The organism is Micromonospora sp. NPDC049836, from assembly GCF_044465125.1.
In the GTDB taxonomy this organism is placed as follows: Bacteria; Actinomycetota; Actinomycetes; order Mycobacteriales; family Micromonosporaceae; genus Micromonospora.
In genome coordinates this window covers 336,540-357,451 of the sequence record NZ_JBITLH010000008.1, presented here as the reverse complement: position 1 = coordinate 357,451, position 20,912 = coordinate 336,540, and the positions used below count along the sequence as shown (strand labels likewise).

The 20,912-nt window shown below is 73.2% G+C and carries 19 protein-coding genes and 2 tRNA genes; 7 read left to right on the top strand and 14 right to left on the bottom strand.

Translation table 11 applies throughout. The annotated features are described in order from the left end of the window. Positions 1 to 615: 615 nt before the first annotated feature. Positions 616 to 843, top strand: a complete 228-nt coding sequence (locus ACIBPB_RS23045) for a hypothetical protein (protein ID WP_396841539.1) — start codon at positions 616 to 618, stop codon at positions 841 to 843. A gap of 7 nt (positions 844 to 850) precedes the next feature. Here the strand turns inward: ACIBPB_RS23045 and ACIBPB_RS23040 are convergent, their stop codons facing one another. Then, positions 851 to 1,648 (bottom strand): carbon-nitrogen hydrolase family protein, encoded by a 798-nt coding sequence (locus ACIBPB_RS23040; protein ID WP_396841538.1) that lies wholly within the window; start codon positions 1,646 to 1,648, stop codon positions 851 to 853. A 39-nt stretch (positions 1,649 to 1,687) separates the two neighbouring features. Beyond that, on the bottom strand, positions 1,688 to 2,527 hold the full coding sequence (locus ACIBPB_RS23035; protein WP_396841537.1) for an EamA family transporter: 840 nt from the start codon (positions 2,525 to 2,527) through the stop codon (positions 1,688 to 1,690). Between the two features lie 35 nt (positions 2,528 to 2,562). Here ACIBPB_RS23035 and ACIBPB_RS23030 point away from each other — a divergent pair, with 35 nt between their 5' ends. Next, the gene (locus ACIBPB_RS23030) at positions 2,563 to 3,189 is read left to right on the top strand and encodes a helix-turn-helix domain-containing protein (RefSeq protein ID WP_396841536.1); all 627 of its coding nucleotides are present in this window, start codon (positions 2,563 to 2,565) and stop codon (positions 3,187 to 3,189) included. A 24-nt stretch (positions 3,190 to 3,213) separates the two neighbouring features. On the opposite strand, the gene clpX is transcribed toward ACIBPB_RS23030, so the two are convergent. The 5 genes from clpX to ACIBPB_RS23005 form a co-directional block, all read right to left on the bottom strand. Beyond that, complete coding sequence (gene clpX / locus ACIBPB_RS23025; protein WP_396841535.1) at positions 3,214 to 4,506, bottom strand: ATP-dependent Clp protease ATP-binding subunit ClpX; 1,293 nt, start codon at positions 4,504 to 4,506, stop codon at positions 3,214 to 3,216. A 212-nt stretch (positions 4,507 to 4,718) separates the two neighbouring features. Continuing rightward, complete coding sequence (locus tag ACIBPB_RS23020; protein WP_396841534.1) at positions 4,719 to 5,381, bottom strand: ATP-dependent Clp protease proteolytic subunit; 663 nt, start codon at positions 5,379 to 5,381, stop codon at positions 4,719 to 4,721. A 14-nt stretch (positions 5,382 to 5,395) separates the two neighbouring features. Continuing rightward, positions 5,396 to 6,037 (bottom strand): ATP-dependent Clp protease proteolytic subunit, encoded by a 642-nt coding sequence (locus ACIBPB_RS23015; protein ID WP_357318700.1) that lies wholly within the window; start codon positions 6,035 to 6,037, stop codon positions 5,396 to 5,398. A gap of 173 nt (positions 6,038 to 6,210) precedes the next feature. Next, positions 6,211 to 7,557: a trigger factor gene (gene tig, locus ACIBPB_RS23010; RefSeq protein ID WP_396841533.1), complete on the bottom strand. Its 1,347-nt coding sequence runs from the start codon at positions 7,555 to 7,557 to the stop codon at positions 6,211 to 6,213. A 144-nt stretch (positions 7,558 to 7,701) separates the two neighbouring features. After that, a tRNA-Pro gene (locus ACIBPB_RS23005) sits at positions 7,702 to 7,775 on the bottom strand. A 222-nt stretch (positions 7,776 to 7,997) separates the two neighbouring features. On the opposite strand from ACIBPB_RS23005, the gene ACIBPB_RS23000 reads away from it, so the two are divergent. Further along, positions 7,998 to 8,071, top strand: a tRNA-Gly gene (locus ACIBPB_RS23000). A gap of 209 nt (positions 8,072 to 8,280) precedes the next feature. On the opposite strand, the gene ACIBPB_RS22995 is transcribed toward ACIBPB_RS23000, so the two are convergent. Both ACIBPB_RS22995 and ACIBPB_RS22990 read right to left on the bottom strand, forming a co-directional pair. Further along, positions 8,281 to 9,402 (bottom strand): serine hydrolase domain-containing protein, encoded by a 1,122-nt coding sequence (locus tag ACIBPB_RS22995; RefSeq protein WP_396841532.1) that lies wholly within the window; start codon positions 9,400 to 9,402, stop codon positions 8,281 to 8,283. Continuing rightward, positions 9,399 to 9,620, bottom strand: coding sequence for a contact-dependent growth inhibition system immunity protein (locus ACIBPB_RS22990; protein ID WP_396841531.1), 222 nt, complete (start codon positions 9,618 to 9,620; stop codon positions 9,399 to 9,401). Before ACIBPB_RS22990 ends, ACIBPB_RS22995 begins: the two co-directional genes overlap by 4 nt. Positions 9,621 to 9,897: 277 nt before the next feature. On the opposite strand from ACIBPB_RS22990, the gene ACIBPB_RS22985 reads away from it, so the two are divergent. After that, positions 9,898 to 13,329: an Hsp70 family protein gene (locus ACIBPB_RS22985; RefSeq protein ID WP_396841530.1), complete on the top strand. Its 3,432-nt coding sequence runs from the start codon at positions 9,898 to 9,900 to the stop codon at positions 13,327 to 13,329. 31 nt (positions 13,330 to 13,360) lie between these two features. On the opposite strand, the gene ACIBPB_RS22980 is transcribed toward ACIBPB_RS22985, so the two are convergent. Next, a complete protein-coding gene (locus ACIBPB_RS22980) occupies positions 13,361 to 15,247 on the bottom strand; it encodes a propionyl-CoA synthetase (protein ID WP_396841529.1) in 1,887 nt (628 codons plus the stop codon). Positions 15,248 to 15,392: 145 nt separating this feature from the next. Here ACIBPB_RS22980 and ACIBPB_RS22975 point away from each other — a divergent pair, with 145 nt between their 5' ends. Next, positions 15,393 to 15,647 carry a hypothetical protein gene (locus ACIBPB_RS22975; protein WP_396841528.1) on the top strand — a complete coding sequence of 85 codons (255 nt, stop codon included), beginning with the start codon at positions 15,393 to 15,395 and terminating at the stop codon, positions 15,645 to 15,647. Between the two features lie 148 nt (positions 15,648 to 15,795). On the opposite strand, the gene ACIBPB_RS22970 is transcribed toward ACIBPB_RS22975, so the two are convergent. Next, on the bottom strand, positions 15,796 to 16,332 hold the full coding sequence (locus ACIBPB_RS22970) for a hypothetical protein (RefSeq protein WP_396841527.1): 537 nt from the start codon (positions 16,330 to 16,332) through the stop codon (positions 15,796 to 15,798). A gap of 98 nt (positions 16,333 to 16,430) precedes the next feature. Between ACIBPB_RS22970 and ACIBPB_RS22965 the strand changes: the two genes are divergently transcribed. After that, on the top strand, positions 16,431 to 17,651 hold the full coding sequence (locus ACIBPB_RS22965) for a GNAT family N-acetyltransferase (protein ID WP_396841526.1): 1,221 nt from the start codon (positions 16,431 to 16,433) through the stop codon (positions 17,649 to 17,651). A gap of 263 nt (positions 17,652 to 17,914) precedes the next feature. Then, the gene (locus ACIBPB_RS22960) at positions 17,915 to 18,304 is read left to right on the top strand and encodes a hypothetical protein (RefSeq protein WP_396841561.1); all 390 of its coding nucleotides are present in this window, start codon (positions 17,915 to 17,917) and stop codon (positions 18,302 to 18,304) included. A gap of 400 nt (positions 18,305 to 18,704) precedes the next feature. Here ACIBPB_RS22960 and ACIBPB_RS22955 read toward each other — a convergent pair whose 3' ends face one another. From ACIBPB_RS22955 to ACIBPB_RS22945, 3 genes are all read right to left on the bottom strand, one after another. Further along, on the bottom strand, positions 18,705 to 19,175 hold the full coding sequence (locus ACIBPB_RS22955) for a ribose-5-phosphate isomerase (protein ID WP_396841525.1): 471 nt from the start codon (positions 19,173 to 19,175) through the stop codon (positions 18,705 to 18,707). Between the two features lie 64 nt (positions 19,176 to 19,239). Beyond that, positions 19,240 to 20,448: a DUF1015 family protein gene (locus ACIBPB_RS22950; RefSeq protein WP_396841524.1), complete on the bottom strand. Its 1,209-nt coding sequence runs from the start codon at positions 20,446 to 20,448 to the stop codon at positions 19,240 to 19,242. Between the two features lie 89 nt (positions 20,449 to 20,537). Beyond that, on the bottom strand, positions 20,538 to 20,912 hold the full coding sequence (locus ACIBPB_RS22945) for a hypothetical protein (RefSeq protein ID WP_396841523.1): 375 nt from the start codon (positions 20,910 to 20,912) through the stop codon (positions 20,538 to 20,540).

Below are 20,912 nucleotides of genomic sequence, written 5' to 3'. Positions count from 1 at the left end.
CAGCCAGCAAAAACTGACCAGTCCGGGGTATAAAACAATTGGCACTGGCTTTACAAGCACCCTGTTGAGTTCTCAAAGAACAACCACACACCATCCAGAAACCCCACACCGTGGAGCCTCTATCCGGGGCAACCTCTCCAACTTACCGGGTCCGACTTTCGCTGTCAACCTCAGGTTCGAGGTGATCAACTTGGTCAGTCCGATCCACGCTGACGCACGCCATTCGTGGCGGTCGTTTCTGTCGTGGGTTCCGGTGGACCGGCCGATCGCCGCTCTCGCGGCCACCCGCCCGGCTCCCTGCCGGCTTTCGAACTCTACCCGGCCGGCTTCGCGATCGCAACCCGGTCTTGCCGGAGTGTGTCGCACCGCCCGGATCCTCAGTCTGGCTCGGCGTCTCCGCCACCAGCCTGGCGCCCGTTCTCGGCCGGTTTGCCCGGCCTCCCGCGTGCAGAGAGAAAGTTACGCGGACGGCCGCGAGAAGGCAAATCAAAGATCGTCATTGACCGGACGGCTGTCCGCCCGTCCCCTCCGGTCGGCGAGACGGGCGATCGAAGGTCGGCGGGACGGGCGTTCGAAGGAGGCCGCCGCCGGCCGCGGCGTGCCAGAGTGTTCGGCATGGATGACGTGTCCCGGTCCACGGTGACGACACTCGCCGAGGAGGCGCTGCTCGGCCTCCTGCTCCCCTTCTGGCAGCTGGTCATCGGCGCCTTCGTGCTCGTCGTCGTCCTGCTGTCCGTCGGCCGCCTGCTGCGTCGCGGCCCCTCCCGGATGACCACGGCGCTGCTCGTCACCGCCGCGGCGATCGCCGGCTTCACCGTGATCGGGGTGCTGCTGGAGAGCTGACCGAGGATCAGAGCCGGCGGTTGGCCAGGCTGGGCAGCTCGGCGCGGATCGTCCGGAGCCGGTCCAGGTCCAGGTCGCTGACGGTGACGCCCGGGCCGTCCGGCACCTGGCCGAGCACCGTCCCCCACGGGTCGACCACCATGCTGCGACCGAAGCAGGTCCGGGACGGCTCGTGATCGCCGGTCTGTCCGGCGGCGGCCACGTAGCACTGGTTCTCGATCGCGCGGGCCCGCAGCAGCACCTCCCAGTGGTCCCGTCCGGTGTGCATCATGAACGCGGCGGGCACCACCAGCAGCTCGGCGCCGCCGTCGGTGGCGAGCTGCCGGTACAGCTCCGGGAAGCGCAGGTCGTAGCAGATCGACAGGCCGACCCGCAGGCCCTCGACGTCGACGACGACCGGCTGGTCCCCGGGCGCCACCGTCGCCGATTCCCGGTACGACACCCGGCCGGGGATCTCCACGTCGTACAGGTGGATCTTGCGGTAGCCGGCGGCGAGCGCGCCGCTGCGGTCGAAGACCAGCGAGGTGTTCCAGGTGTGCTCGGGATCCGGGCCGGCCTCGTGGAACGAGCCGGCGATCACCCACATGCCGAGCCGGCGGGCCGCGTCGGCGAAGAACCGGCCGACCACGCCGTCGACCGGTTCGGCCGGCGGCATCGCCTCGGCGCGGCCCAGGTAGTCGACGTACTCCGGCAGGACGGCGAGGTCCGCGCCGGCCGCCGCGGCCCGCTCGAGCAGGGCCCCGGCGGCGGCGAGGTTCGCCGCCCGGTCGTCGCGGGAGTTGAGCTGGCAGACGGCGACGCGCATGGAGATCAGGGTACGGGCGGGTGCCGGGTCACGACAGGCTCAGACGCTCGCCAGCACCAGCGCACCGGCGGCGAAGCCGAGACCGGCCAGCTGAACCGGGCGCAACCGCTCCCGGTCGACGGCGAGCGCCAGCAGCACGGTGCTCGCGGGGTAGAGCGAGGCGACCGCGGCCACGATGCTCAGATGCCCGCGGCTCGCGGCGGCCAGGTAGAACGCGTTCGCCGCCGAGTCCAGCAGGCCGGCCGCGGCCGCCCAGCCGAGCACCCGCCGCTCGATCCGCAGGCGCACCCCGATGCGCGCGGCGACCGCGAGCCCGAACGCGATCGAACTGGCCCGCACCGCGAGCACCGGCCACATGCCGGCGTCCTCGTCGGCCTGGCCGAGCAGGGCGAAGAAGACGCCGAAGAGCAGGCCGGCGCCGAGCGCCATGCCGATCACCCGGCGCGACACCCGGCCGGTGCCGCCGCTCTCGCCGAGACTGACCAGGGCGATGGCGACCACGGCGAGGCCCGCGCCGCCGAGCGCCACGGTGCCCGGGTAGTGCGCGGTGACCAGGCCGGCGAGGATCGGCACGACCGCCGCGGTGATCGCGGTGACCGGGGCGACCACGGCCATCATGCCGGTGGACAGGGCGCGGTAGAGCAGCATGACGCCGGCCGCGCCGGCCACGCCGGCGAACAGCCCCCAGGCCAGATCGAGCGGGTGGGGCGTGCCGGGCACGAGCAGCACCAGCACGAGCAGCAGGGGGACGCTGAGGAACTGCGAGACCACGGTCACCGCCACCGGGTTGGCGCGCCGGGACGCCTTGCCACCGGAGAAGTCGGCCGTGCCGAAGGCGACCGCGGACACCGCGGCGAGCAGAATGGGGAACATCAGCATGTCGTATCACAATATTAACCGTGAAGGATAGTGTAATGACCGACGCCGGAAGCGGGCGGGTGGGCGCGGTGACCGCCGCGGTCGCCCGCCAGGTGCGCGAGCTGCGGGCCGCCCGCGGCTGGTCGTTCGAGGAGCTGGCCGGCCGGTCGGGAGTCAGCAAGGGCATGCTCGTGCAGATCGAGGCCGCCCGGACCAACCCCAGCATCGGTACGCTCTGCCGGGTCGCCGACGCCTTCGGGGTCACCATCGCGCAGCTGCTGGAGCCCGCCGAACGCAGCAGCGTACGGATCACCGCGACCGTCGACGCGCCGGTGCTCTGGCGCGGGACGCACGGGGGAACCGCCCGGCTGCTCAACGGCCTCGGCGAGCCCGACCTGGTGGAGCTCTGGGAGTGGCGACTGGAGCCCGGCGAGGGACACCACTCCCCCGACCATTCGCGCGGGACCCGGGAGATCCTGCACGTGCTGGCCGGCACGCTCACCGTCACCGTGGCCGGCGTCGACCACGACGTACCGGCCGGGCACACCATCGAGTTCCCGGCGGACCGGGAACACGGCTACCGCACGACGGGCGAGGAGCCGGTACGGCTCGTGATGGTGGTGGTCACCCCGTCGGGCGAGTGGGATCGGCGGACCCGCTCACGCCAACCGCGCCCGAGCTGACCCGGGCGCGGTCGAGAACGGCACTCAGGCCGACTTCTCCTCGCGGTCCCGGCGCCGGCGGCCGCTGAACTCGCGGGGCACGATCGTCGGGTTGACGTTCTCCAGGACCACCTCTCGGGTGATCAGCACCCGGGCGGCGTCGGGGTTGCTCGGCACCTCGTACATCACGGAGAGCAGGACCTCCTCCATGATGGCGCGCAGCCCACGCGCCCCCGTGCCACGGAGCATGGCCTGGTCGGCGATGGCCTCCAGCGCGGGCGGCTCGAACTCCAGCTCGACGCCGTCCAGCTCGAAGAGGCGCTGGTACTGCCGGACCAGGGCGTTGCGCGGCTCGGTGAGGATCCGCACCAGGGCGCTGCGGTCCAGGCTGCGCACGTTGGTGATCACCGGCAGCCGGCCGATGAACTCGGGGATCAGCCCGAACTTGAGCATGTCCTCCGGCATGACCTGGCTGAAGATGTCGTCGGTCGAGCGCTCCGAGACCGACCGGAGACGGGCGCCGAAACCGGTGCCACCGGAGCCGGTGCGGGCCTCGATGATCTGGTCCAGCCCGGCGAACGCGCCACCACAGATGAACAGCACGTTGGTGGTGTCGATCTGGATGAACTCCTGGTGCGGGTGCTTGCGCCCGCCCTGCGGCGGCACGTTGGCCACCGTGCCCTCGAGCATCTTCAGCAGCGCCTGCTGCACGCCCTCGCCGGAGACGTCCCGGGTGATCGACGGGTTCTCCGACTTACGGGCGATCTTGTCGACCTCGTCGATGTAGATGATGCCGGTCTCGGCGCGCTTGATGTCGTAGTCGGCGGCCTGGATCAGCTTGAGGAGGATGTTCTCCACGTCCTCGCCGACATATCCCGCCTCGGTGAGGGCCGTGGCGTCGGCGATCGCGAACGGGACGTTGAGCATCCGCGCCAGGGTTTGCGCCAGGTGGGTCTTGCCACAGCCGGTCGGGCCGAGCAGCAGGATGTTGGACTTGGCCAGCTCGACACCGTCGGAGCCGGAGCCCGGCGCGCCGGCCGCCTCGGCCTGGATCCGCTTGTAGTGGTTGTAGACCGCGACGGCGAGCGCCTTCTTGGCCTGCTCCTGACCGACGACGTAGTTGTCGAGGAACTGGCAGATCTCCATCGGCTTGGGAAGCTCTTCCCACTTCACCTCGCCGGACTCGGCCAGCTCCTCTTCGATGATCTCGTTGCAGAGGTCGATGCACTCGTCGCAGATGTAGACCCCGGGGCCCGCAATGAGTTTCTTGACCTGCTTCTGCGACTTGCCACAGAAGGAGCACTTCAGTAGGTCGCCGCCGTCACCGATCCGTGCCACCTACGTTCTCCCTGCACTCGTCGGCCGGAACGCCGGCCCTGACCTGCGGGCGCCGAGCGCCCGTCCGTCTGTCGTCCCACCCGCCGGTCCGACCCAACGAAGCGGTACAGACCCGACGTTACCCGCTGGCGGGAGTTTCTCCGACCCCCAAAGCGGGTGTGTCAGAGGTCGGCCGGGAACGATACCCCGACCGACCTCCGACCGCACACAGCTCAGCTCGCGGCGTGCGCCGCCAGCAGACCCTTCTTGCGGCTGGTCAGGATGGTGTCGACCAGCCCGTAGTCCTTGGACTCCTCGGCCGTCATGATCTTGTCACGGTCGATGTCCTTGCGAACCTGCTCGATCGGGCGGTTGCAGTGCCGGGACAACATGTCCTCCAGCTGCGTCCGCATCCGCAGGATCTCCCGGGCCTGGATCTCGATGTCCGACCCCTGGCCGTAGCCGCCCTCGGTGGCCGGCTGGTGGATGATGATCCGGGAGTTGGGCAGCGCCATCCGCTTGCCCGGGGTGCCCGCGGAGAGCAGCACCGCCGCCGCGCTGGCCGCCTGGCCCAGGCAGACGGTCTGGATGTCCGGGCGGACGTACTGCATGGTGTCGTAGATCGCCGTCATCGCGGTGAACGAGCCACCCGGCGAGTTGATGTACATGATGATGTCGCGGTCCGGGTCGGTGCCCTCCAGCGTCAGCAGCTGGGCCATCACGTCGTTGGCCGACGCGTCGTCCACCTGGACGCCGAGGAAGATGATCCGGTCCTCGAAGAGCTTGTTGTACGGGTTGGACTCCTTCATCCCGTACGACGTGCGCTCGACGAACGACGGCAGAACATAGCGGTTGTGCACGGCCGCGAACTGGGGCGGCAGGCTCAGGTCGGTCATCGTCAGCTCCTCGGTCAGCTCAGGGTCCCGGCGCCTTCCGGAACCTGGGCGGCCCCGGTGATCACCTTGTCGATGAAGCCGTAGTCCAGCGCCTCCTGGGCGGTGAACCAACGGTCCCGGTCGGAGTCGGCCTCGATCTCCGCCGCGGACCGGCCGGTGTGGTGCGCGACCCGCTCCTGGAACATCCGCTTCGTGTAGAGCATCTGCTCGGCCTGGATGGCGATGTCGGCGGCCGTGCCGCCCATGCCACCCGACGGCTGGTGCATCATGATCCGCGCGTGCGGCAGCGCGTACCGCTTGCCCTTGGTGCCGGCGCAGAGCAGCAGCTGGCCCATGGAGGCCGCCATGCCCATCGCCACCGTGGACACGTCGTTGTCGATGAACTGCATCGTGTCGTAGATCGCCATGCCGGAGTAGACCGAGCCACCCGGCGAGTTGATCCAGAGGTTGATGTCGCGGTCCGGGTCCTCCGCGGCGAGCAGCAGCAGCTGCGCGCAGATGCGGTTGGCGACCTGGTCGGTCACCTCGCTGCCCAGGAAGATGATCCGCTCCTTGAGCAACCGGTTGTAGACCGAGTCGTCGAGGTTGCCAATGGAGTCGCCACCACGGGCCTCGATCGCCCGGAGCGACTTCTTGGGGATGTGCATGTCGGTCATGGCAGCCCTTCGCTCTCCGTACCGTCGTCACCGACACTAACCGCTCGACCGGGGGGCGTACTCCCGGTCCGGGCACTGTTCGCTCTCAGCGCAGTCACCCGCAAGGCGTACCCCGGAAAGGGTTTCGGCCGCCGCCCAGCGCACAGCGCAGGACGGCGGCCGAATCCCGACGATCAGTGCTCGTGGTTGTGCTCGGCCTCGTTCTGGGCGCGCAGCGCGTCCAGCGTGACCTCGTTGCCCGCCGCGTCCTTGATCTTGATCTTCTCCATCACCGCGGCGAGCGCCTTGCCCCGGCGGACGTCGCCGAAGACGGCCGCGGCGGCGCCGGAGCGGACCAGCTGGTCGTAGTACTGCTGCGGGGCCATGCCGGCGCGCTGCGCCCGGTGCACGATCTCGTGGCCGAACTCGTCGTCGGAGACCTGCACGTCGTCGGCGTCCGCGAGGGTGTCGAGCAGGAGCTGGATCTTGACGCCCTCGGTGGCCGCCTCGGTCAGCTCGGTGTCGATCTGCTCCTCGGTCTTCTCCTCGGCGGCCAGGTACTCCTCCATCGAGGCGCCGATCCGCTCGAGCTGGTCGACCATCGCGGCCTTGCGGCTCTCGACCTCCTCCTTGACGACGCCCTCCGGCGCCGGCACCTCGGCGGCGGCCACCATCTGCTCGAGGGCCTTGTCCCGGGCGGCGTAGATCTGCTCGACCTGCTTGCCCCGGGTGATCCGCTCCCGCACGTCGTTGCGGAGCTCCTCGATGGTGTCGAACTCGCTCGCCAGCTGGGCGAAGTCGTCGTTGAGCTCCGGCAGCTCCTTCTCCTTGACCGTCCGCACGGTCACCGCCACCTCGGCGTCGCGACCGGCGTAGTCGCCGCCCACCAGCTGGGTGGTGAAGGTGGTGGTGTCGCCGGCGGCCAGGCCCACCAGGGCCTCGTCCAGACCCGGCAGGAGCTGCTTGCTGCCGACCTCGTGCGAGATGTTGCTCGCCGAACCGCCCGGCACGTCCTCGCCGTCGACCGTGGCGTTCAGGTCGATCTGCACGTAGTCGCCCTCCTGGGCGGCCCGCTCGACGGTCTTCAGGGTGGCGAACCGCTCCCGCAGGCTGCTCACCTGCTCGTCGATCTCGCTGTCGGCGATCTCGATCTCGTCGACGGTCACCTCGATGGTGGCCGGGTCCGGCAGGCTGATCTCCGGGCGGACGTCGACCTCGGCGGTGAAGTTGAGCGAGTCACCGTCGTTGAACTCGGTGATGTCGACCTCGGGACGGCCGAGCGTCTTCAGGTCGTGCTCGCGGACCGCGGCGAGGATGTTCTGCGGGATGGCCTCCTGGATCGCCTCGTTGAGGACGGTCCCCCGGCCCACCCGCTGGTCGATCACCGCGCTGGGAACCTTGCCCCGGCGGAAGCCGGGAACCTGGACCTGCTGGCCGATTTCCCGGTACGCCTTCTTGAGGCTCGGCTCGAGCTCGACGAACGGCACCTCGATGGCGAGCCGCACGCGCGTCGGGCTCAGAGTCTCGACGGTGCTCTTCACAGGCGTACTCCTTGACGGATCTCAGTTGAGTCTGGGCGTGATTGCGCGCATCGAGTGTAGGCGAGCCGGCCTGCTGCGTCGGCAGGGCCCGGGTACCGCGCGCAAATTCGGCGGTGCCCGGGACGAGCCGGCCGCGAACGACAGTCGGGGTGGCGGGATTTGAACCCACGGCCCCTCGCTCCCAAAGCGAGTGCGCTACCAAGCTGCGCCACACCCCGTGGCGACGAGAAGTGTATGCCGTCCGCGCCCCCCGACCCCCCACCGGCCCACCCCGACGCGCTGCGCGGCGGGGACGGCGCTCTGCGGCAAAGCGTGCCTTCCGGCCATCGGGAAGGGCCACTTCTCCGCGAACGGTCCGGCGCGGCACGGGGTACGGGGCCGCGCGACCGGTACGGGGATTCGGTAGGCTGTCTCGCGCGCCCCGCAGCAGCGGGGTGAGCGCGGGCGTAGCTCAATGGCAGAGCTTCAGTCTTCCAAACTGACGGTGCGGGTTCGATTCCCGTCGCCCGCTCCACGTGCGAAGTCCCAGGTAGACCGCATGATCGCGGTACCTGGGCCTTTCGCTTCTCCCCCGTGTTGGATCTTGCGTGCCATCCGCGTGCCATCCGCGTGCCATTCACGGTCGGCGTCGACCACTTCCGGCGATGCGGCGGTCCATCGCTTGCCTGGGCGAAGTGCTCCGACAGACTCTCCAACTACCGCGTCCGGTCCATGGCACTCCTGTCAGTCAGCCCCAGGCCAGCCAGTGCGGGCGGGGACCGCCGGGATGGCGGCCGAGACCTCGGTAATCAGGTCGCGGACCTCGTCGCCCCAGTGCGAGGCGATGACCAGGTCCCGGGCAGGGTCGATCCAGAGCAGGTGACGGCCGCCGTTGCCGCGGGCGCATCGTCCGCTGGCCGGAGCGCCGGACTGTACCCGTTGGGAATCGTTGCGCCACCAGAGGTAGCCGTAGTCCGGGTTCAGGTCGCAGGGACTCCAGGCGCGGTCGATCCACTCTTCGCTGAGCAGCCGCCGGCCCCGCCACTCGCCCCGGCACCGGTACAGCTCACCGAGCAGAGCCAGATCCCTCGCGGAGATCCACAGACCGCCGCCCCAGTGCGCCCCGCCGCTGACGACTGGCGTGGGCATCCCGTCGATGTCGATGACCGAGTCGGTGTAGCCGTGCCAGGACCAGGACGAGGAGGCACCAAGTGGTTCGAGCACGTCCTCGCGGAGCACGTCGGGCAGCGGTCGGCGGAACAGCACCGTCAAGGCAAGGCAGAGCAGGTTCACCCGTACGTCGTTGTAGGCCCACCCGGTACCGGGCGCTCCCTCGCGCTCGAAGCCCTCACGGCGGCTCTGCGCGTCCACCCCCGTCGGTTTTCCCCACAGCTCACCGTTCAACCCGCTGGTCTGCTGCAACAGATGCAGCCACGTGATCCCCTCGATTCCGAGGCAATCGACCATCGGATGACGGACCGTCGCCGACACCAGCGCATCCGGGGCGAGCAGTCCTCGGTCGAAGGCCAATCCCGCCACGGTGGCGACGACGCTCTTGGTGCCGCTGAACAGCATTTCCGGGATCGCCGAGTCGCCCCATTCGGCGACCACCCGACCTCGGTGCCGCACGGCACCGCTCGCACCGGTGCCAGCCAGCAGGGGACCGGTCACCTCGCGATGCGACTCATCCGCCACCTGCTGGGACAGGTAGAACACCATGTCCTCGATGCCGGAGGTCGCCCGCTGGGCCTGCCGTCGGACAGCTTCCCGGACTGCCGTCAGGTCGCTGGTTGGTTCGCGGCTGTCGCCTGCGATCCCGGAGCCAGGCGCGAGAAGCTGACCGGAGGAGTCCTCGTTGACGCTCACGCTCCGACCCTAGGGCTGGCGACACTCGTCCTGCGCTCCCGCCCACACGGATGTGGATCACAGGCGACGATCTCCTGCCCGAGCATGATGCGCAGGTCTTCGACGGTGAACTCCACCAACGGCTTGCGGCGCAGCTCCGTGCAACGCCTCACGAGAGACGTGACCTCCGGGCCGGGGTCCGGCCAAACGTCCCGTTCAAGCTGCTCGATCGTCGTCACGGCGGTGAGGGTAGTCAGCACCGGCGACGCTGGGCCTAGCCGCACGTCTGGCGGGCCACCCACGAGCCGGTAGCCGCCCGGCCCAACGGTCACGAGCGGGCAGGAGACGTCGTCGGGTCGGCCGTTCGCAGCAGGCGCCTTGCGCATCACACCGGTTCAGCCCGCGGGTGTCCATCGGGGCGGGGCAGGCGTACATCGACCGGCGGGCGAGGGGTACGGCGGCGACTGCGTACGATGCGGGGCCGGACATCCCCTCGTCGGGTGGAGGTAGCGACGGATGTCAGGCCAGCGGGACGGTTTCGCCCTCGGCGTGGACCTCGGCACCTCGAACACGGTGGCCGTGCTGCGCTGGCCGGACGGGCGTACCCGCCCGCTGCTCGTGGACGGGCAGCCGATCCTCCCGTCCGGGGTGTACGCCGACACCGACGGGCGCCTGCACGTCGGGCGGGACGCGCTGCGGCTGGCCCACGCCGACCCGGACCGGTATGAGCCGAACCCGAAGCGCCGCGTCGACGAGCCGGAGGTGACCCTCGGCGGCCACCGGTACACCCCGGCCCAGCTGCTCGGCGCGGTGCTGCGCGCGGTGGGCGAGGCCGCCGTCGGTGCGCTCGGATTCCTGCCGCCCGCCGTGGTGACCTGCCCGGCCACCTGGGACGCCGGTCGGCGGCAGGTGCTCGCCGAGGCGCTCGCCCTGGCCGGCTGGCCGTCGGCGGCCGAGCACACCCTCTCCGGTCCCATCCCGCCCGGCACCCGGCTGCTGCGCGAGCCGGTCGCGGCGGCCCGCTACTACACCGAGGTGCTGCGACGGCCGGTGCCGGTGGGCGAGTCGGTGGCGGTCTTCGACTTCGGCGGCGGGACCCTGGACGTCGCGGTGGTCCGCAACGAGGGCGCGGACCCGTGGGGGGACTCCGGCTTCACGGTGATCTCCTGCGGTGGCCTCGACGACCTGGGCGGGCTGGACCTGGACGCCGCCCTGCTGGCGGTGGTCGGCGCGCGGGTCGCCGCCACCCACCCCGTGCAGTGGGCGCGGCTGAGCGAGCCGGCCGACACCACGCAGTGGCGGGAGCGGCTGCACGTCGTCGAGCAGGTGCGGGGCGCGAAGGAGATGTTGTCGCGCACGGTGGCCGCACCGGTCGCGGTGCCGGGCGTCCCGGCCGCCGTGTCGCTGACCCGGGCCGAGCTGGAGGGCGTGGCCGCCCCGCTGCTGCGGCGGGCGGTCGCCGAGACCCGGCGGGTGGTCGCCGCGGCCGGGCTGACCCCGGAGCTGCTCGCCGGACTGTTCCTGGTGGGCGGCTCGTCCCGGATCCCGCTGGTGGCCCGGCTGCTCCACGCCGAGCTTGGGATCGCGCCGACCGTGCTGGAGCAGCCCGAGCTGCCGGTCGCCGAGGGCGCGCTGACCGACCTGCCGCTGCCGCGGACCCGGTCGGCCGCCCCGCTGCTGCCGCTGGCCCCGGTCGGCGCGGCCCCCGCCGGATCACCGGCCGGGGCGACGCCGGGCGTCGGCCCGGGCGGCACTCTGGTCGACGCCGGTACGCCACCGCGGCCCGGCACGGATCGACCGGATCCGAACGCCGGCGCACCGGCCCTGCCGGCCACCGACCAACTCGACCCCGACGCCGGCGCACCAACCGTCCCCGCCAGCGACCAGTCCGACCCCGCCGCCGGCGCACCGACCGTGCCCGCCGCCCACCAACCCGAGGCCGACGCCGGCGCACCAACCGTGCCCGGCAGCGAACGGCCGGACGCGGCCGAGGTTCGGCCCGACGCGGCGGACCAGCCGGCCGGGTCCGGGCGGCCCGACCTCACCACGCCACCGCCGGTGGGATCGGACCTGCCGCGGGGACCGGGCGGCACGCTGCCCGGTCTCGGCCCCGAGGGCACGCTGCCCGCCGCGGTGTCGCCCGCCGGCCCCGGCGCGCCAGTCCTCCCGGCCGGCCGCACCGCCTCCGGCGACGGCACGACCGTCGCCGCCGGGCCGCCGCGCCCGGCCTCCGCCTGGGACGCACCCGGCCCGGCGTTCGCCGCCGGGCCGAACGGCACCCGGCCCGCCACCCCGCACGGCCCGCCGCCCGCCGCCGCACCGGCAGGCACCGCCGCGGCCCCACACTCCCCCGCCCCGGGCACGCCGACACCCACCCGACCACAGCACAACGCCGCCGCCGCACCGGCAGGCACCGCCGTGGCCCCGCACTCCCCCGCCCCGGGTACGCCGGCACCCGCCTGGCCGCAGCACGGCCGGCCGCCCGCCGGCGTACCCCCGCTGGCCCCCGGGATCCCGCAGCAGCCGGGCGGATGGCCGGGCTGGCCCGGCGTACCCGGGAACGGGACGCCCGGGTCGCCGGCCGCGACGCCCGGCGGCGGCCGGCGGCGGCGCGCGCTGTGGGTCTCGCTCGGCGCGGTGGCCGCGCTGGCCGGGGTGGCCACCGCGGCCCTGCTCTACCTGACCCGGGACCGCCACCCCGAGCTGGACTTCCAGGGGTTCGGCAAGGGCACCCGGTTCGCGGGCGCCACCGAGCGGCCGGCGGAGATGTTCACCGCGCTGGCCGGCGGCCGGGCCTACCTGGCCTATCCGCGCGAGGACAAGCGGCTGGCGGTGGTGGCCGTCGACGTGGGCACGGGCAAGGAGCTGTGGCGCCGGGAGAGCGCCACCACGACCGACCGGTGGGCCGGCCTGGTCGCGCTGCCCGGCGCGGTGGCGCTGGTCGCCGACGCCGCGGGCGGCAGCGACAGCCGCCAGCTCGAGGTGCTCGACGGCGGAAGCCAACCACGGTGGCGGCACACCATGGACCGCGACGACGAGATGTTCGTCGGCAACGAGGTGGTGGCGTTCACCGACCACGAGCGGAAACGGCTCGTCGGGCGGAAGCTGAGCAACGGCGACGAGCAGTGGTCGCTGCCCGACCTGGCCGACGAGTACGGCAACACGCGCGACAGCGTGCACCCGGTGACCACCGCCGAGACGGTGTCCGGCCCCGGGTACGGAGACGGCTCGCCGCGCGACCCCGAGCAGGGCCCGGTCGGGCAGCTCGTGCAGATCAGCGCGGACAAGTCGGTCCGGCTGATCGACCTCGGCTCCGGCAAGGAGATCCGCCGCTGGAAGGCGGTGGCCGAGCCGGACGACCTGGTCGTCGCCCACGAGGACCGGCTCTACGTGGCCGGTGACGACGGGCGGCTGCTCGCGTACGACCTGGGGCGGCAGGCGCAGCCGAGCGTCCTGTACCGCGCGGAGGACGACAACCGGCGGGCCAAGGCGCTGGCGCCCTGCGGGAAGCACCGCGCCTGCCTGCTGGAGGTGACCGGCTCCGACGACAAGACCGCGCAGGTGGTGGCCGCCGGGGAGGGCCAGGGCGCCAAGCGGTGGGCGGCGCCCGGGATGACCCAGCTGGTGCCGGTCGGCGAGCGGGTGCTGGCCCGACGGAGCTACCCGGAACCGGCCGCGACGCTCTTCGCCGCCGACGGCACGCGGATCCTCGACGACGAGGAGGGCGTGGCCGTCCGGGTCGACGCCGGTAACCTGCTGCTCTTCGCCGACGCGCTGGGCAGCGGGGTGGACGACCGCAGCGTGGCCGGGGTGGGCGCCGGGTCCGGCAAACTGGTGCCGCTCGGCGAGCTGCGGGACGTACGGGGCGACTCCTGCTCGTGGAACACCGAGATGATCGCCTGCGGTTCCGAGCAGGACTTCGTGCTCCACCGCTTCGTCAAGGAGTAGCTCCCGAACGTCAAGGTGTAGCTCCCGAACGTCAAGGAGTAGCTCCCGAACCGAGGTCGCGGAAGACGGTCAGCGCCGCCGGGTCGTCGATGGTCGGCGGCACCGGCTCGTCCCGCCCCTCGACCAGCCCGCGCATGGTCCGGCGGAGGATCTTGCCGGAGCGGGTCTTCGGCAGCGCCGGCACCACGGTGACCCGGCGGAACGCCGCCACCGGCCCGATCCGCTGCCGCACCAGGGCGACCAGCTCACCGGCGAGCGCGTCCCGGTCCACCTCGGCGCCGGCCTTGAGCACCACGTACCCGCTGGGCACCTGGCCCTTGAGCGGGTCGGCCACCCCGATCACCGCGCACTCGGCCACCGCGGGGTGGGCGGCCAGCACCTCCTCCATGGCGCCGGTGGAGAGCCGGTGCCCGGCCACGTTGATCACGTCGTCGGTGCGACCCATCACGTAGAGGTAGCCGTCCTCGTCGAACCTGCCGCCGTCCCCGGTCAGGTAGTGGCCCGGGAAGGTGGCCAGGTAGGAGCGGAGGAAGCGCTCGTCGTCGCCCCAGAGGGTGGGCAGGCAGCCGGGCGGCAGCGGCAACCGGATCACGATCGAGCCGTCGGTGCCCGGCGGCACCTCCCGGCCGCCGCCGTCGACCACCCGGATGTCGTAGCCGGGGACGGGCACCGACGGGGAGCCGGGCTTGATCGGCAGCGGTTCCAGGCCGCGCAGGTTGGCCGCCACCGGCCAGCCGGTCTCGGTCTGCCACCAGTTGTCCACCACCGGTACGCCGAGCCGCTGCCCCGCCCACTCCCAGGTGTCCGGGTCGAGCCGCTCGCCGGCCAGGAAGAGGGTGCGCAGGCCGCTCAGGTCGTGCCGGGCCGGCAGCGCACCGTCCGGGTCCTGCCGGCGGATGGCCCGGATCGCGGTGGGCGCGGTGAACAGGGCGGCCACCCGGTGCTGGGCGACGACCCGCCAGAACGCCCCGGCGTCCGGGGTGCCCACCGGCTTGCCCTCGTAGAGCACCGTCGTCGCCCCGGTGAGCAGCGGCGCGTAGACGATGTAGGAGTGGCCGACCACCCAGCCCACGTCGGAGGCGGCCCAGAAGACCTCGCCGGGCGAGATGTCGAAGACGTTGCGCATGGACCAGCGCAGCGCCACTGCGTGCCCGCCGTTGTCCCGCACCACGCCCTTCGGCCGGCCGGTGGTGCCGGAGGTGTAGAGGATGTAGAGCGGGTCGGTGGCGGCCACCGGCACGCACTCCACCGGCTCGGCGTCCGCCATCGCCTCGTCCCAGGTGAGGTCGCGGCCGGCGACGAGCGGGGCGCGCTCCTGGGGGCGCTGCACGATCACGCAGTGCCGGGGGGCGTGGTTGGCCTCGTCGAGCGCCGCCGCGAGGATCGGATGGTAGGGCACCACCCGGTCGACCTCGATGCCGCAGGAGGTGGCCACCACCACCGTCGGCCGCGCGTCGTCGATCCGGACGGCGAGTTCGTGTGCCGCGAAGCCGCCGAAGACCACCGAGTGGATCGCGCCGATCCGGGCACAGGCCAGCATCGCGATCACGGCCTCCGGCACCATGGCCAGGTAGAGCAGCACCCGGTCGCCCCGGCCGACGCCGAGCCGGCGCAGCGCCCCGGCGAACCGGGCGGTCTCGGCCAGCAGCTCGGCGTAACTGAGTGTGCGGACCGTGCCCGTCACGGGGCTGTCGTGGATCAGCGCCGGCTGGTCGCCCCGGCCGGCCGCCACGTGCCGGTCCAGCGCGTTGTGGCAGGTGTTCAGCTCCCCGTCGGGGAACCACCGGTACCACGGTGCGGCGCTCGGGTCGAGGATCCGCTCGGGTGCCCGGTGCCAGTCGAGGTCCGCCGCCGCGTCCCGCCAGAAACCCTCCGGGTCGGCGAGGCTCCGCTCGTACGCCGATCGATATGCGCCCATGCCGCCATGCTGATCGGGCGGGCGCGCCGGCACGACGGCCGGCCGGGGTCGGTGCGCCGGAAGCGCGCCCCGGCTCGGTGAGCGGCCCGCCCCGGCCGGTGGGCGGTCCCGTTTTCGCCCCGCCGGCCGGGGGTACGGCTGGCCCATGGAGACGAACACGAAGGCGTACCTGACCGGCGGTCCCCGGGACGGCAGCAGTCAGGACGCGGGCGACCAGGCCCTGTTGGAGATCGAGATCGACGGCATGATCCACCGCTACATCCGGACCACGCAGCAGCACGGCGACCAGGGCACCGTCTACACCTACGACGGGATGGTGGCACCGGGCGGCGGCGAACCCGGGGTGGAGGACCCGGCCGCGCGGGTCGCCTCGCCGAAGGCCGACGCCGAGGGGCACTGACCCCGGCTCAGCCCACCGGGCGACGGATGAAGCGGGCCGGGCCGGGTAATGCGAGCGCCGTCCTGGTGGAGTGACGACCGGCGTCGCGGCGTACCGCGACCGGGCCGCGGGCGGCGGCGACCCGCCGATCCGCCCGCGGCCACGGCGGTCAGTTGCCGGTGACCCAGTTCCAAACGCTGACCACCCACTCGGTCTGCTGGAGGTAGGCGACCCCCACCCCGGCCAGGAAGAGCGCGGTCAGCAGGTGGGCACCCCGGGCGCCGCGCCGAACCCGGCCGAGCTGCCGCTCCCAGACGATCCGGCCGACCAGCCGGGCCAGCGCGAAGAGACCGACCGCCGTGAGCAGGCTGAGCACGAAGGTGACCAGCGGGGCGGTCAGGTTGCCCCGGCCGGAGATCGCCCAGATGCCCCAGCAGACGAAGGCGAACAGGCCCCCGGCGGCGCTCCACTCCCCGCCCCGGCGCAGCTGCGCCAGGTGCCAGCTCATCGGGCGGCGCGGGGCCGGCTCCGCCGACCAGCCGGTCGGGTCCACGGCGGGGAACTGCTCGGTCCGGGGCGTACGCCGCGCGCCCACCTGGGCGACGCCGCGCTGGAACCCGTCCCGCTGCGGTGGCACCACGCCCACACCGGGCTGCGGCGGCACCTCGACGGTGCGCTCGGCCCACGGTTGTGTCTGGTCCGCCATCTCGTGTCCTCCCCCTCGACCGACGTGGCCTCCGTTCCGAGGGTAGCGAGCCGGCAAATCGGTCGCCGAACCCGCACCTGATGGGCTACACACGGCCGATGACGGACGTGACGGTGCCCCGGGCCGAGGACTTCGACGAGATCAGCGCGCTGCTGTACCTGGCCTTCCACGACGACCCCGACCCCGAGCTGAGCGAGGTCGAGCGCGGCGTGTTCGAGCCCGAGCGCGCCCTCCTGGTGCGCGACGGCGGGCGCCCGGTGGCGCACGCCGCCGCGTACACCCGGGACCTGCAGGTGCCCGGCGCGAGCCTGCCGGCGGCGCACGTGACGATGGTCTCGGTCCTGCCCACCCACCGCCGGCGCGGGCTGCTCACCGCCCTGATGCGCCGGCAGCTCCGCGAGATCCGGGACGCCGGCCGGGAGCCGGTGGCGGTGCTCTGGGCCAGCGAGGGCCGGATCTACCCCCGGTTCGGTTACGGGCTCGCCGCGCAGCGCTACCACCTCCAGTGCGACACCGCCGAGCTGCGGCTGCCGGAGCCGGCCGCCGCCGGGGGCACCCTGCGACTGGACCGTCCGGCCGGGCACCGGGCCGACCTGGCCCGGCTGTACGACCGCGTGCGCGCCGACCGTCCCGGCTGGTCCAGCCGCGACGAGCGCTGGTGGGCGTACCTGCTCGCCGACGTGAAGACCCGGCGCGACGGCGCGACCGAGCGCCGGGTGCTGCTGCACGAGGGCGGGGACGGCGTCGACGGGTACGCCCTCTACCGGACCCGGGAGGCGTGGGAGCGGGGCGGGCCGCGCGGCGAGGTCCGGGTCGACGAGGTGGTGGCCGCGACGCCGGACGCGTACCAGGCGTTGTGGCGGATGCTGCTCTCGATCGACCTGACCCGGCGGCTGTCGTTCCGTACCGCCGCCCTGGACGAGCCGCTGTTCTGGCTGCTGAACGAGCCGCGGGCGCTGGGCGCCCAGCTCTCCGACGCCCTCTGGGTACGGGTGGTCGACCTGCCCGCCGCGCTGGCCGCCCGCCGGTACGCCACCGACGTCGACGTGGTGATCGAGGTGACCGACGACCTGCTGCCGGAGAACACCGGCCGGTGGCGGCTGGTCGGCGGCCCGGACGGCGCGGAGTGCGTCGCCAGCACCGCCCCGGCCGCGCTGGCCGCCGACGTCCGGGCCCTGGGCGAGCTCTACCTGGGCGGCACCGGCCTCGGCGCGCTCGCCGCCGCCGGCCGGCTACGTGAACTGGTCCCCAACACCGTCGCCACCACCGCCCCCGCCTTCACCTGGCACCGCACCCCCTCCCCCATGGAAGTCTTCTAACCCCACCCCACCCCACCCCACCCCTCGCCCCCGCCCCCCGCCCCCCGCCCCCCGCCTCGTCGATCATGGAGTTGTGGCGGTGCAGGTAAGCCGCAAAGCCGGACAAGCCGGGAGCCACACCTCCTTGATCGACGCAGGCTCGGGCGGGGCGGGGGCGGTACGGTCGGGGGGTGGGTGATGCGGAGCGGCGGCGACGGCGGTTGCGACACCAGGGCGAGTCCGACGCGCCGGAGGGTGCGGGGCACACCGCCAGCACGGCCCCGGTGTACGACGAAGGCAACCGACCGAAGCCCGGCGCCAGACGGGCCGAGCTGGACCCGGCGGACGACGGCAGCCGGTCACCACGCGGCGCCAGACGCGCCGAGCTGGACTCGTCGGACGACGGCTCCAGGTCGTTGCGCGGCGCCAGACGGGCCGAGCTGGAGTCGTCGGAGCCGCGAGGACGCCGGTCCGGGCCGTCGGGCGAGGACGGCGACCGGGGCCTGCGGGGCCTGGTCGGCTCGGGGTCCTCGCAGGTCAGCGTGACCGCGGCGCTGCGGGCGCGGGACGCCGCCCGCCCCACCGAGGACGACCTGGCCGAGGCCGAGGCCCGCGTGGTGATCGTCCGCCGGAACTGGGTTCCGCGCGAGGAACTGCCTCGCAACGGCCGCTGACCCGCCCGGGCAGGACCGGACGCGCCGACACCGGCCGGCCCTGGGCAACGCGGGACCGGCGCCGACAGCGCAGAACCCGGCGGTGGACAGGACCGGATGCGCCGACCTCGGCCGGCCCTGGGCAGCTTGCGGGACCAGCGCGGACAGCGCAGAACCCGGCGGCGGGCAGGACCGGCCCGACGACAGCGCAGGACCGGCCCGACGTCGACAGAACCCGCCCGTCGACACAGCACCGGCCCGACGACGACACAGCACCGGCCGGACGACGAAACAGAACCCGCCCGACGACGACACAGAACCCGCCCGTCGACACAGCACCGGCCCGACGACGAAACAGAACCCGCCCGACGACGGCGCAGAACCCGCCCGACGACGACGCAGGGCGGGCCGGCGGCGGGCGTCAGGCGGGCAGGTCGGGGAGGCGGTGGGTCTGCTCGTACTCGGCGACCTGGGTGATCCGCCGGGCGTGCCGCGGGTTGCCGGAGAACGGCGTGGTCAGGAACGCCTCCACCAGGGCGGTCGCCTCGTCGAGGGTGTGCTGGCGGGCGCCGACGGCGATCACGTTCGCGTCGTTGTGCTCCCGGGCCAGCTGCGCGGTGTCGACGTTCCAGGCGAGGGCGGCCCGTACCCCGGCGATCTTGTTGGCGGCGATCTGCTCACCGTTGCCGGAGCCGCCGATCACCACACCCAGGCTGGCCGGGTCGTCGACCACGCGCTGCCCGGTGTGCAGGCAGAACGCCGGGTAGTCGTCGTCCGGGTCGAAGGCGTGCGGGCCGACGTCGACCACCTCGTACCCCTGCGTGGCCAGGTGGTTGGCGAGGTGCACCTTCAGCTCGAAACCGGCGTGATCGGATCCCAGGTAGACGCGCATACCGGGCAGTCTGACAGGCCCGCCTCCGGGCCGGCGCGCGGGCGGCGGCCCGAAGGCGGATTCGTCACAAGATCGGCTGCGGCAGCTCCGCGGCGACCAGGCCCGCGCGGGCCTTCGGGGTGAACCAGGTGCTCTTGCGGGGCATCTTCTCCCGGGCCAGGTTCACCGCGACGAAGTCGTGCACGGTCACCGGGGCGATGAGGACGGCCAGCTCGGCCCGGCCCGCGTCGACCTCGCCGGTGAGCCAGCTCGCCGGATAGTCGCCCCCGACGTAGGTGATCCGCTTGTCGCCCGGGTCCAGGCCGAGCGCGTCGCGCAGCAGCAGCCGCTCCACCAGCGCGTGGTCGAGGTTCTCCAGCCGGGCCCCGCCGACCTGCGGCAGGCGCACCGCGTACCCCTGGCCGGCGAGGTGGAGGTGCACGGTGCCGCCGGTCGCGGGAACCTCGGCCGGCCCCGGCAGCGCGGTGATCTCCGCGCCCGCCGCGCGGAGCCGGTCGAGCAGCTCCGCCGGGGTGGTGGTCAGCTCGCTGACCAGCCGGTTGTAGGGCTGGATGGCGACCGACGCCGGGGTGGTGATGACCGACAGGAAGCGCGGGAAGCCGCCGGTCTGCGCGGCCAGGCTGCGGTGGTTGCCGTCCGCCACCACCAGCTCGCCGCCGCCCGCAAGGCTGGTCAGCTCGTCCTGCTCCGGACCGGGGCCGAGCAGCCAGATCGCGTGCGTCCGCCCGGCCTGGTCCACGTCGGTGGCGGCCGGCGCGCCCGCCCCGTCGGTCGCCGCCGCGAGCGCCGCGTGCAGCTCGTCGCCGCGCCCGGTCTGGAGCAGGAGTACGGGCGAGAGCAGGTGCCCGAGCGCCTCGGCCAGGGCGACCCGCTCGCGCACCTTGGCGATGAACACGTCCTCGTTGCGGATCACCAGGCCGGGCTCGTCGGCCCGGGTGGAGATCTGGTCGGTGTCGACCATCGCGAAGAGCCCGTACGCGGTCTCCTCGCCCGGGGCGCTGATCCGGTAGAGCACCACGACCTGCTCGGCCGGGGTGTAGCTGCCGTCGGCCTTGGCCTCGGCGAGGCGGCCCACCGCGTCCGGGAGCGCGTCGAGGAAGGACTTCCCGACGCTCTCCGGCGCCCGGTGGGGCATCTCGATGCCCAGGGCACTGTGCGGGTTCGCCTCGATGATGGCGGTGATTTCCGCGTCGTCGGCGAACTCGTCGTAGTTCTGCGCGCCGGTGCCGCCAGTGGTGATCCAGGCCCGGGCGATCGGATGCACGACCGTCATGCCCGCTGACGCTACCCGCGTCCGCGCGGGCCCCACCGGCGGACTCGCCCCCGTCCACCAGATGAAAGGAGAGGCCCGGCTCGAGCCGGTCAGGAGGTGCGGTGCCGGCCGGAGGGCCGGCGGCCCGGCGCCGGGGCGGGCGGCCGGGAGGTCGTGGCGGCGGCGGTGGCGAGCCGTACCGTCGTCGTGCCGCCCTGCGGCGGGCGGCCGCCGGCGGTGGCGGCGCGGACCGGGGCCGGTGTCCGGGCCGGCCCGTCCGGGTCGCCGGGCGGGCTCATCCGGGAGGTGGCCACCACCCGGGCCACCCCGACCACGATCGGCGGGGCCAGCAGATCGACCATCTCGGTGGGCAGGGTCGGCCGGACGTCCGGCCAGTCGCCCTCGGTCACCGACCAGTACGTCGCACCGGACTCCCCGGTGGCCGGCTGCGGCTCGTCGTCGGGCATGCGGCGGTGCTTGGCCAT

Excerpts from the sequence above, each read along its gene's own strand:
- ACIBPB_RS22950 (WP_396841524.1), bottom strand. The coding sequence starts at position 20,448 with ATGACGGTCGTGCATCCGATCGCCCGGGCCTGGATCACCACTGGCGGC.
- ACIBPB_RS23015 (WP_357318700.1), bottom strand. The coding sequence starts at position 6,037 with ATGACCGACATGCACATCCCCAAGAAGTCGCTCCGGGCGATCGAGGCC.
- ACIBPB_RS22955 (WP_396841525.1), bottom strand. The coding sequence starts at position 19,175 with ATGCGCGTCTACCTGGGATCCGATCACGCCGGTTTCGAGCTGAAGGTG.
- ACIBPB_RS23045 (WP_396841539.1), top strand. The coding sequence starts at position 616 with ATGGATGACGTGTCCCGGTCCACGGTGACGACACTCGCCGAGGAGGCG.
- ACIBPB_RS22975 (WP_396841528.1), top strand. The coding sequence starts at position 15,393 with ATGGAGACGAACACGAAGGCGTACCTGACCGGCGGTCCCCGGGACGGC.
- ACIBPB_RS23035 (WP_396841537.1), bottom strand. The coding sequence starts at position 2,527 with ATGCTGATGTTCCCCATTCTGCTCGCCGCGGTGTCCGCGGTCGCCTTC.
- ACIBPB_RS22980 (WP_396841529.1), bottom strand. The coding sequence starts at position 15,247 with ATGGGCGCATATCGATCGGCGTACGAGCGGAGCCTCGCCGACCCGGAG.
- ACIBPB_RS22970 (WP_396841527.1), bottom strand. The coding sequence starts at position 16,332 with ATGGCGGACCAGACACAACCGTGGGCCGAGCGCACCGTCGAGGTGCCG.
- ACIBPB_RS22965 (WP_396841526.1), top strand. The coding sequence starts at position 16,431 with ATGACGGACGTGACGGTGCCCCGGGCCGAGGACTTCGACGAGATCAGC.
- ACIBPB_RS23020 (WP_396841534.1), bottom strand. The coding sequence starts at position 5,381 with ATGACCGACCTGAGCCTGCCGCCCCAGTTCGCGGCCGTGCACAACCGC.
- ACIBPB_RS22985 (WP_396841530.1), top strand. The coding sequence starts at position 9,898 with ATGTCAGGCCAGCGGGACGGTTTCGCCCTCGGCGTGGACCTCGGCACC.
- ACIBPB_RS23030 (WP_396841536.1), top strand. The coding sequence starts at position 2,563 with ATGACCGACGCCGGAAGCGGGCGGGTGGGCGCGGTGACCGCCGCGGTC.
- ACIBPB_RS23040 (WP_396841538.1), bottom strand. The coding sequence starts at position 1,648 with ATGCGCGTCGCCGTCTGCCAGCTCAACTCCCGCGACGACCGGGCGGCG.
- ACIBPB_RS22945 (WP_396841523.1), bottom strand. The coding sequence starts at position 20,912 with ATGGCCAAGCACCGCCGCATGCCCGACGACGAGCCGCAGCCGGCCACC.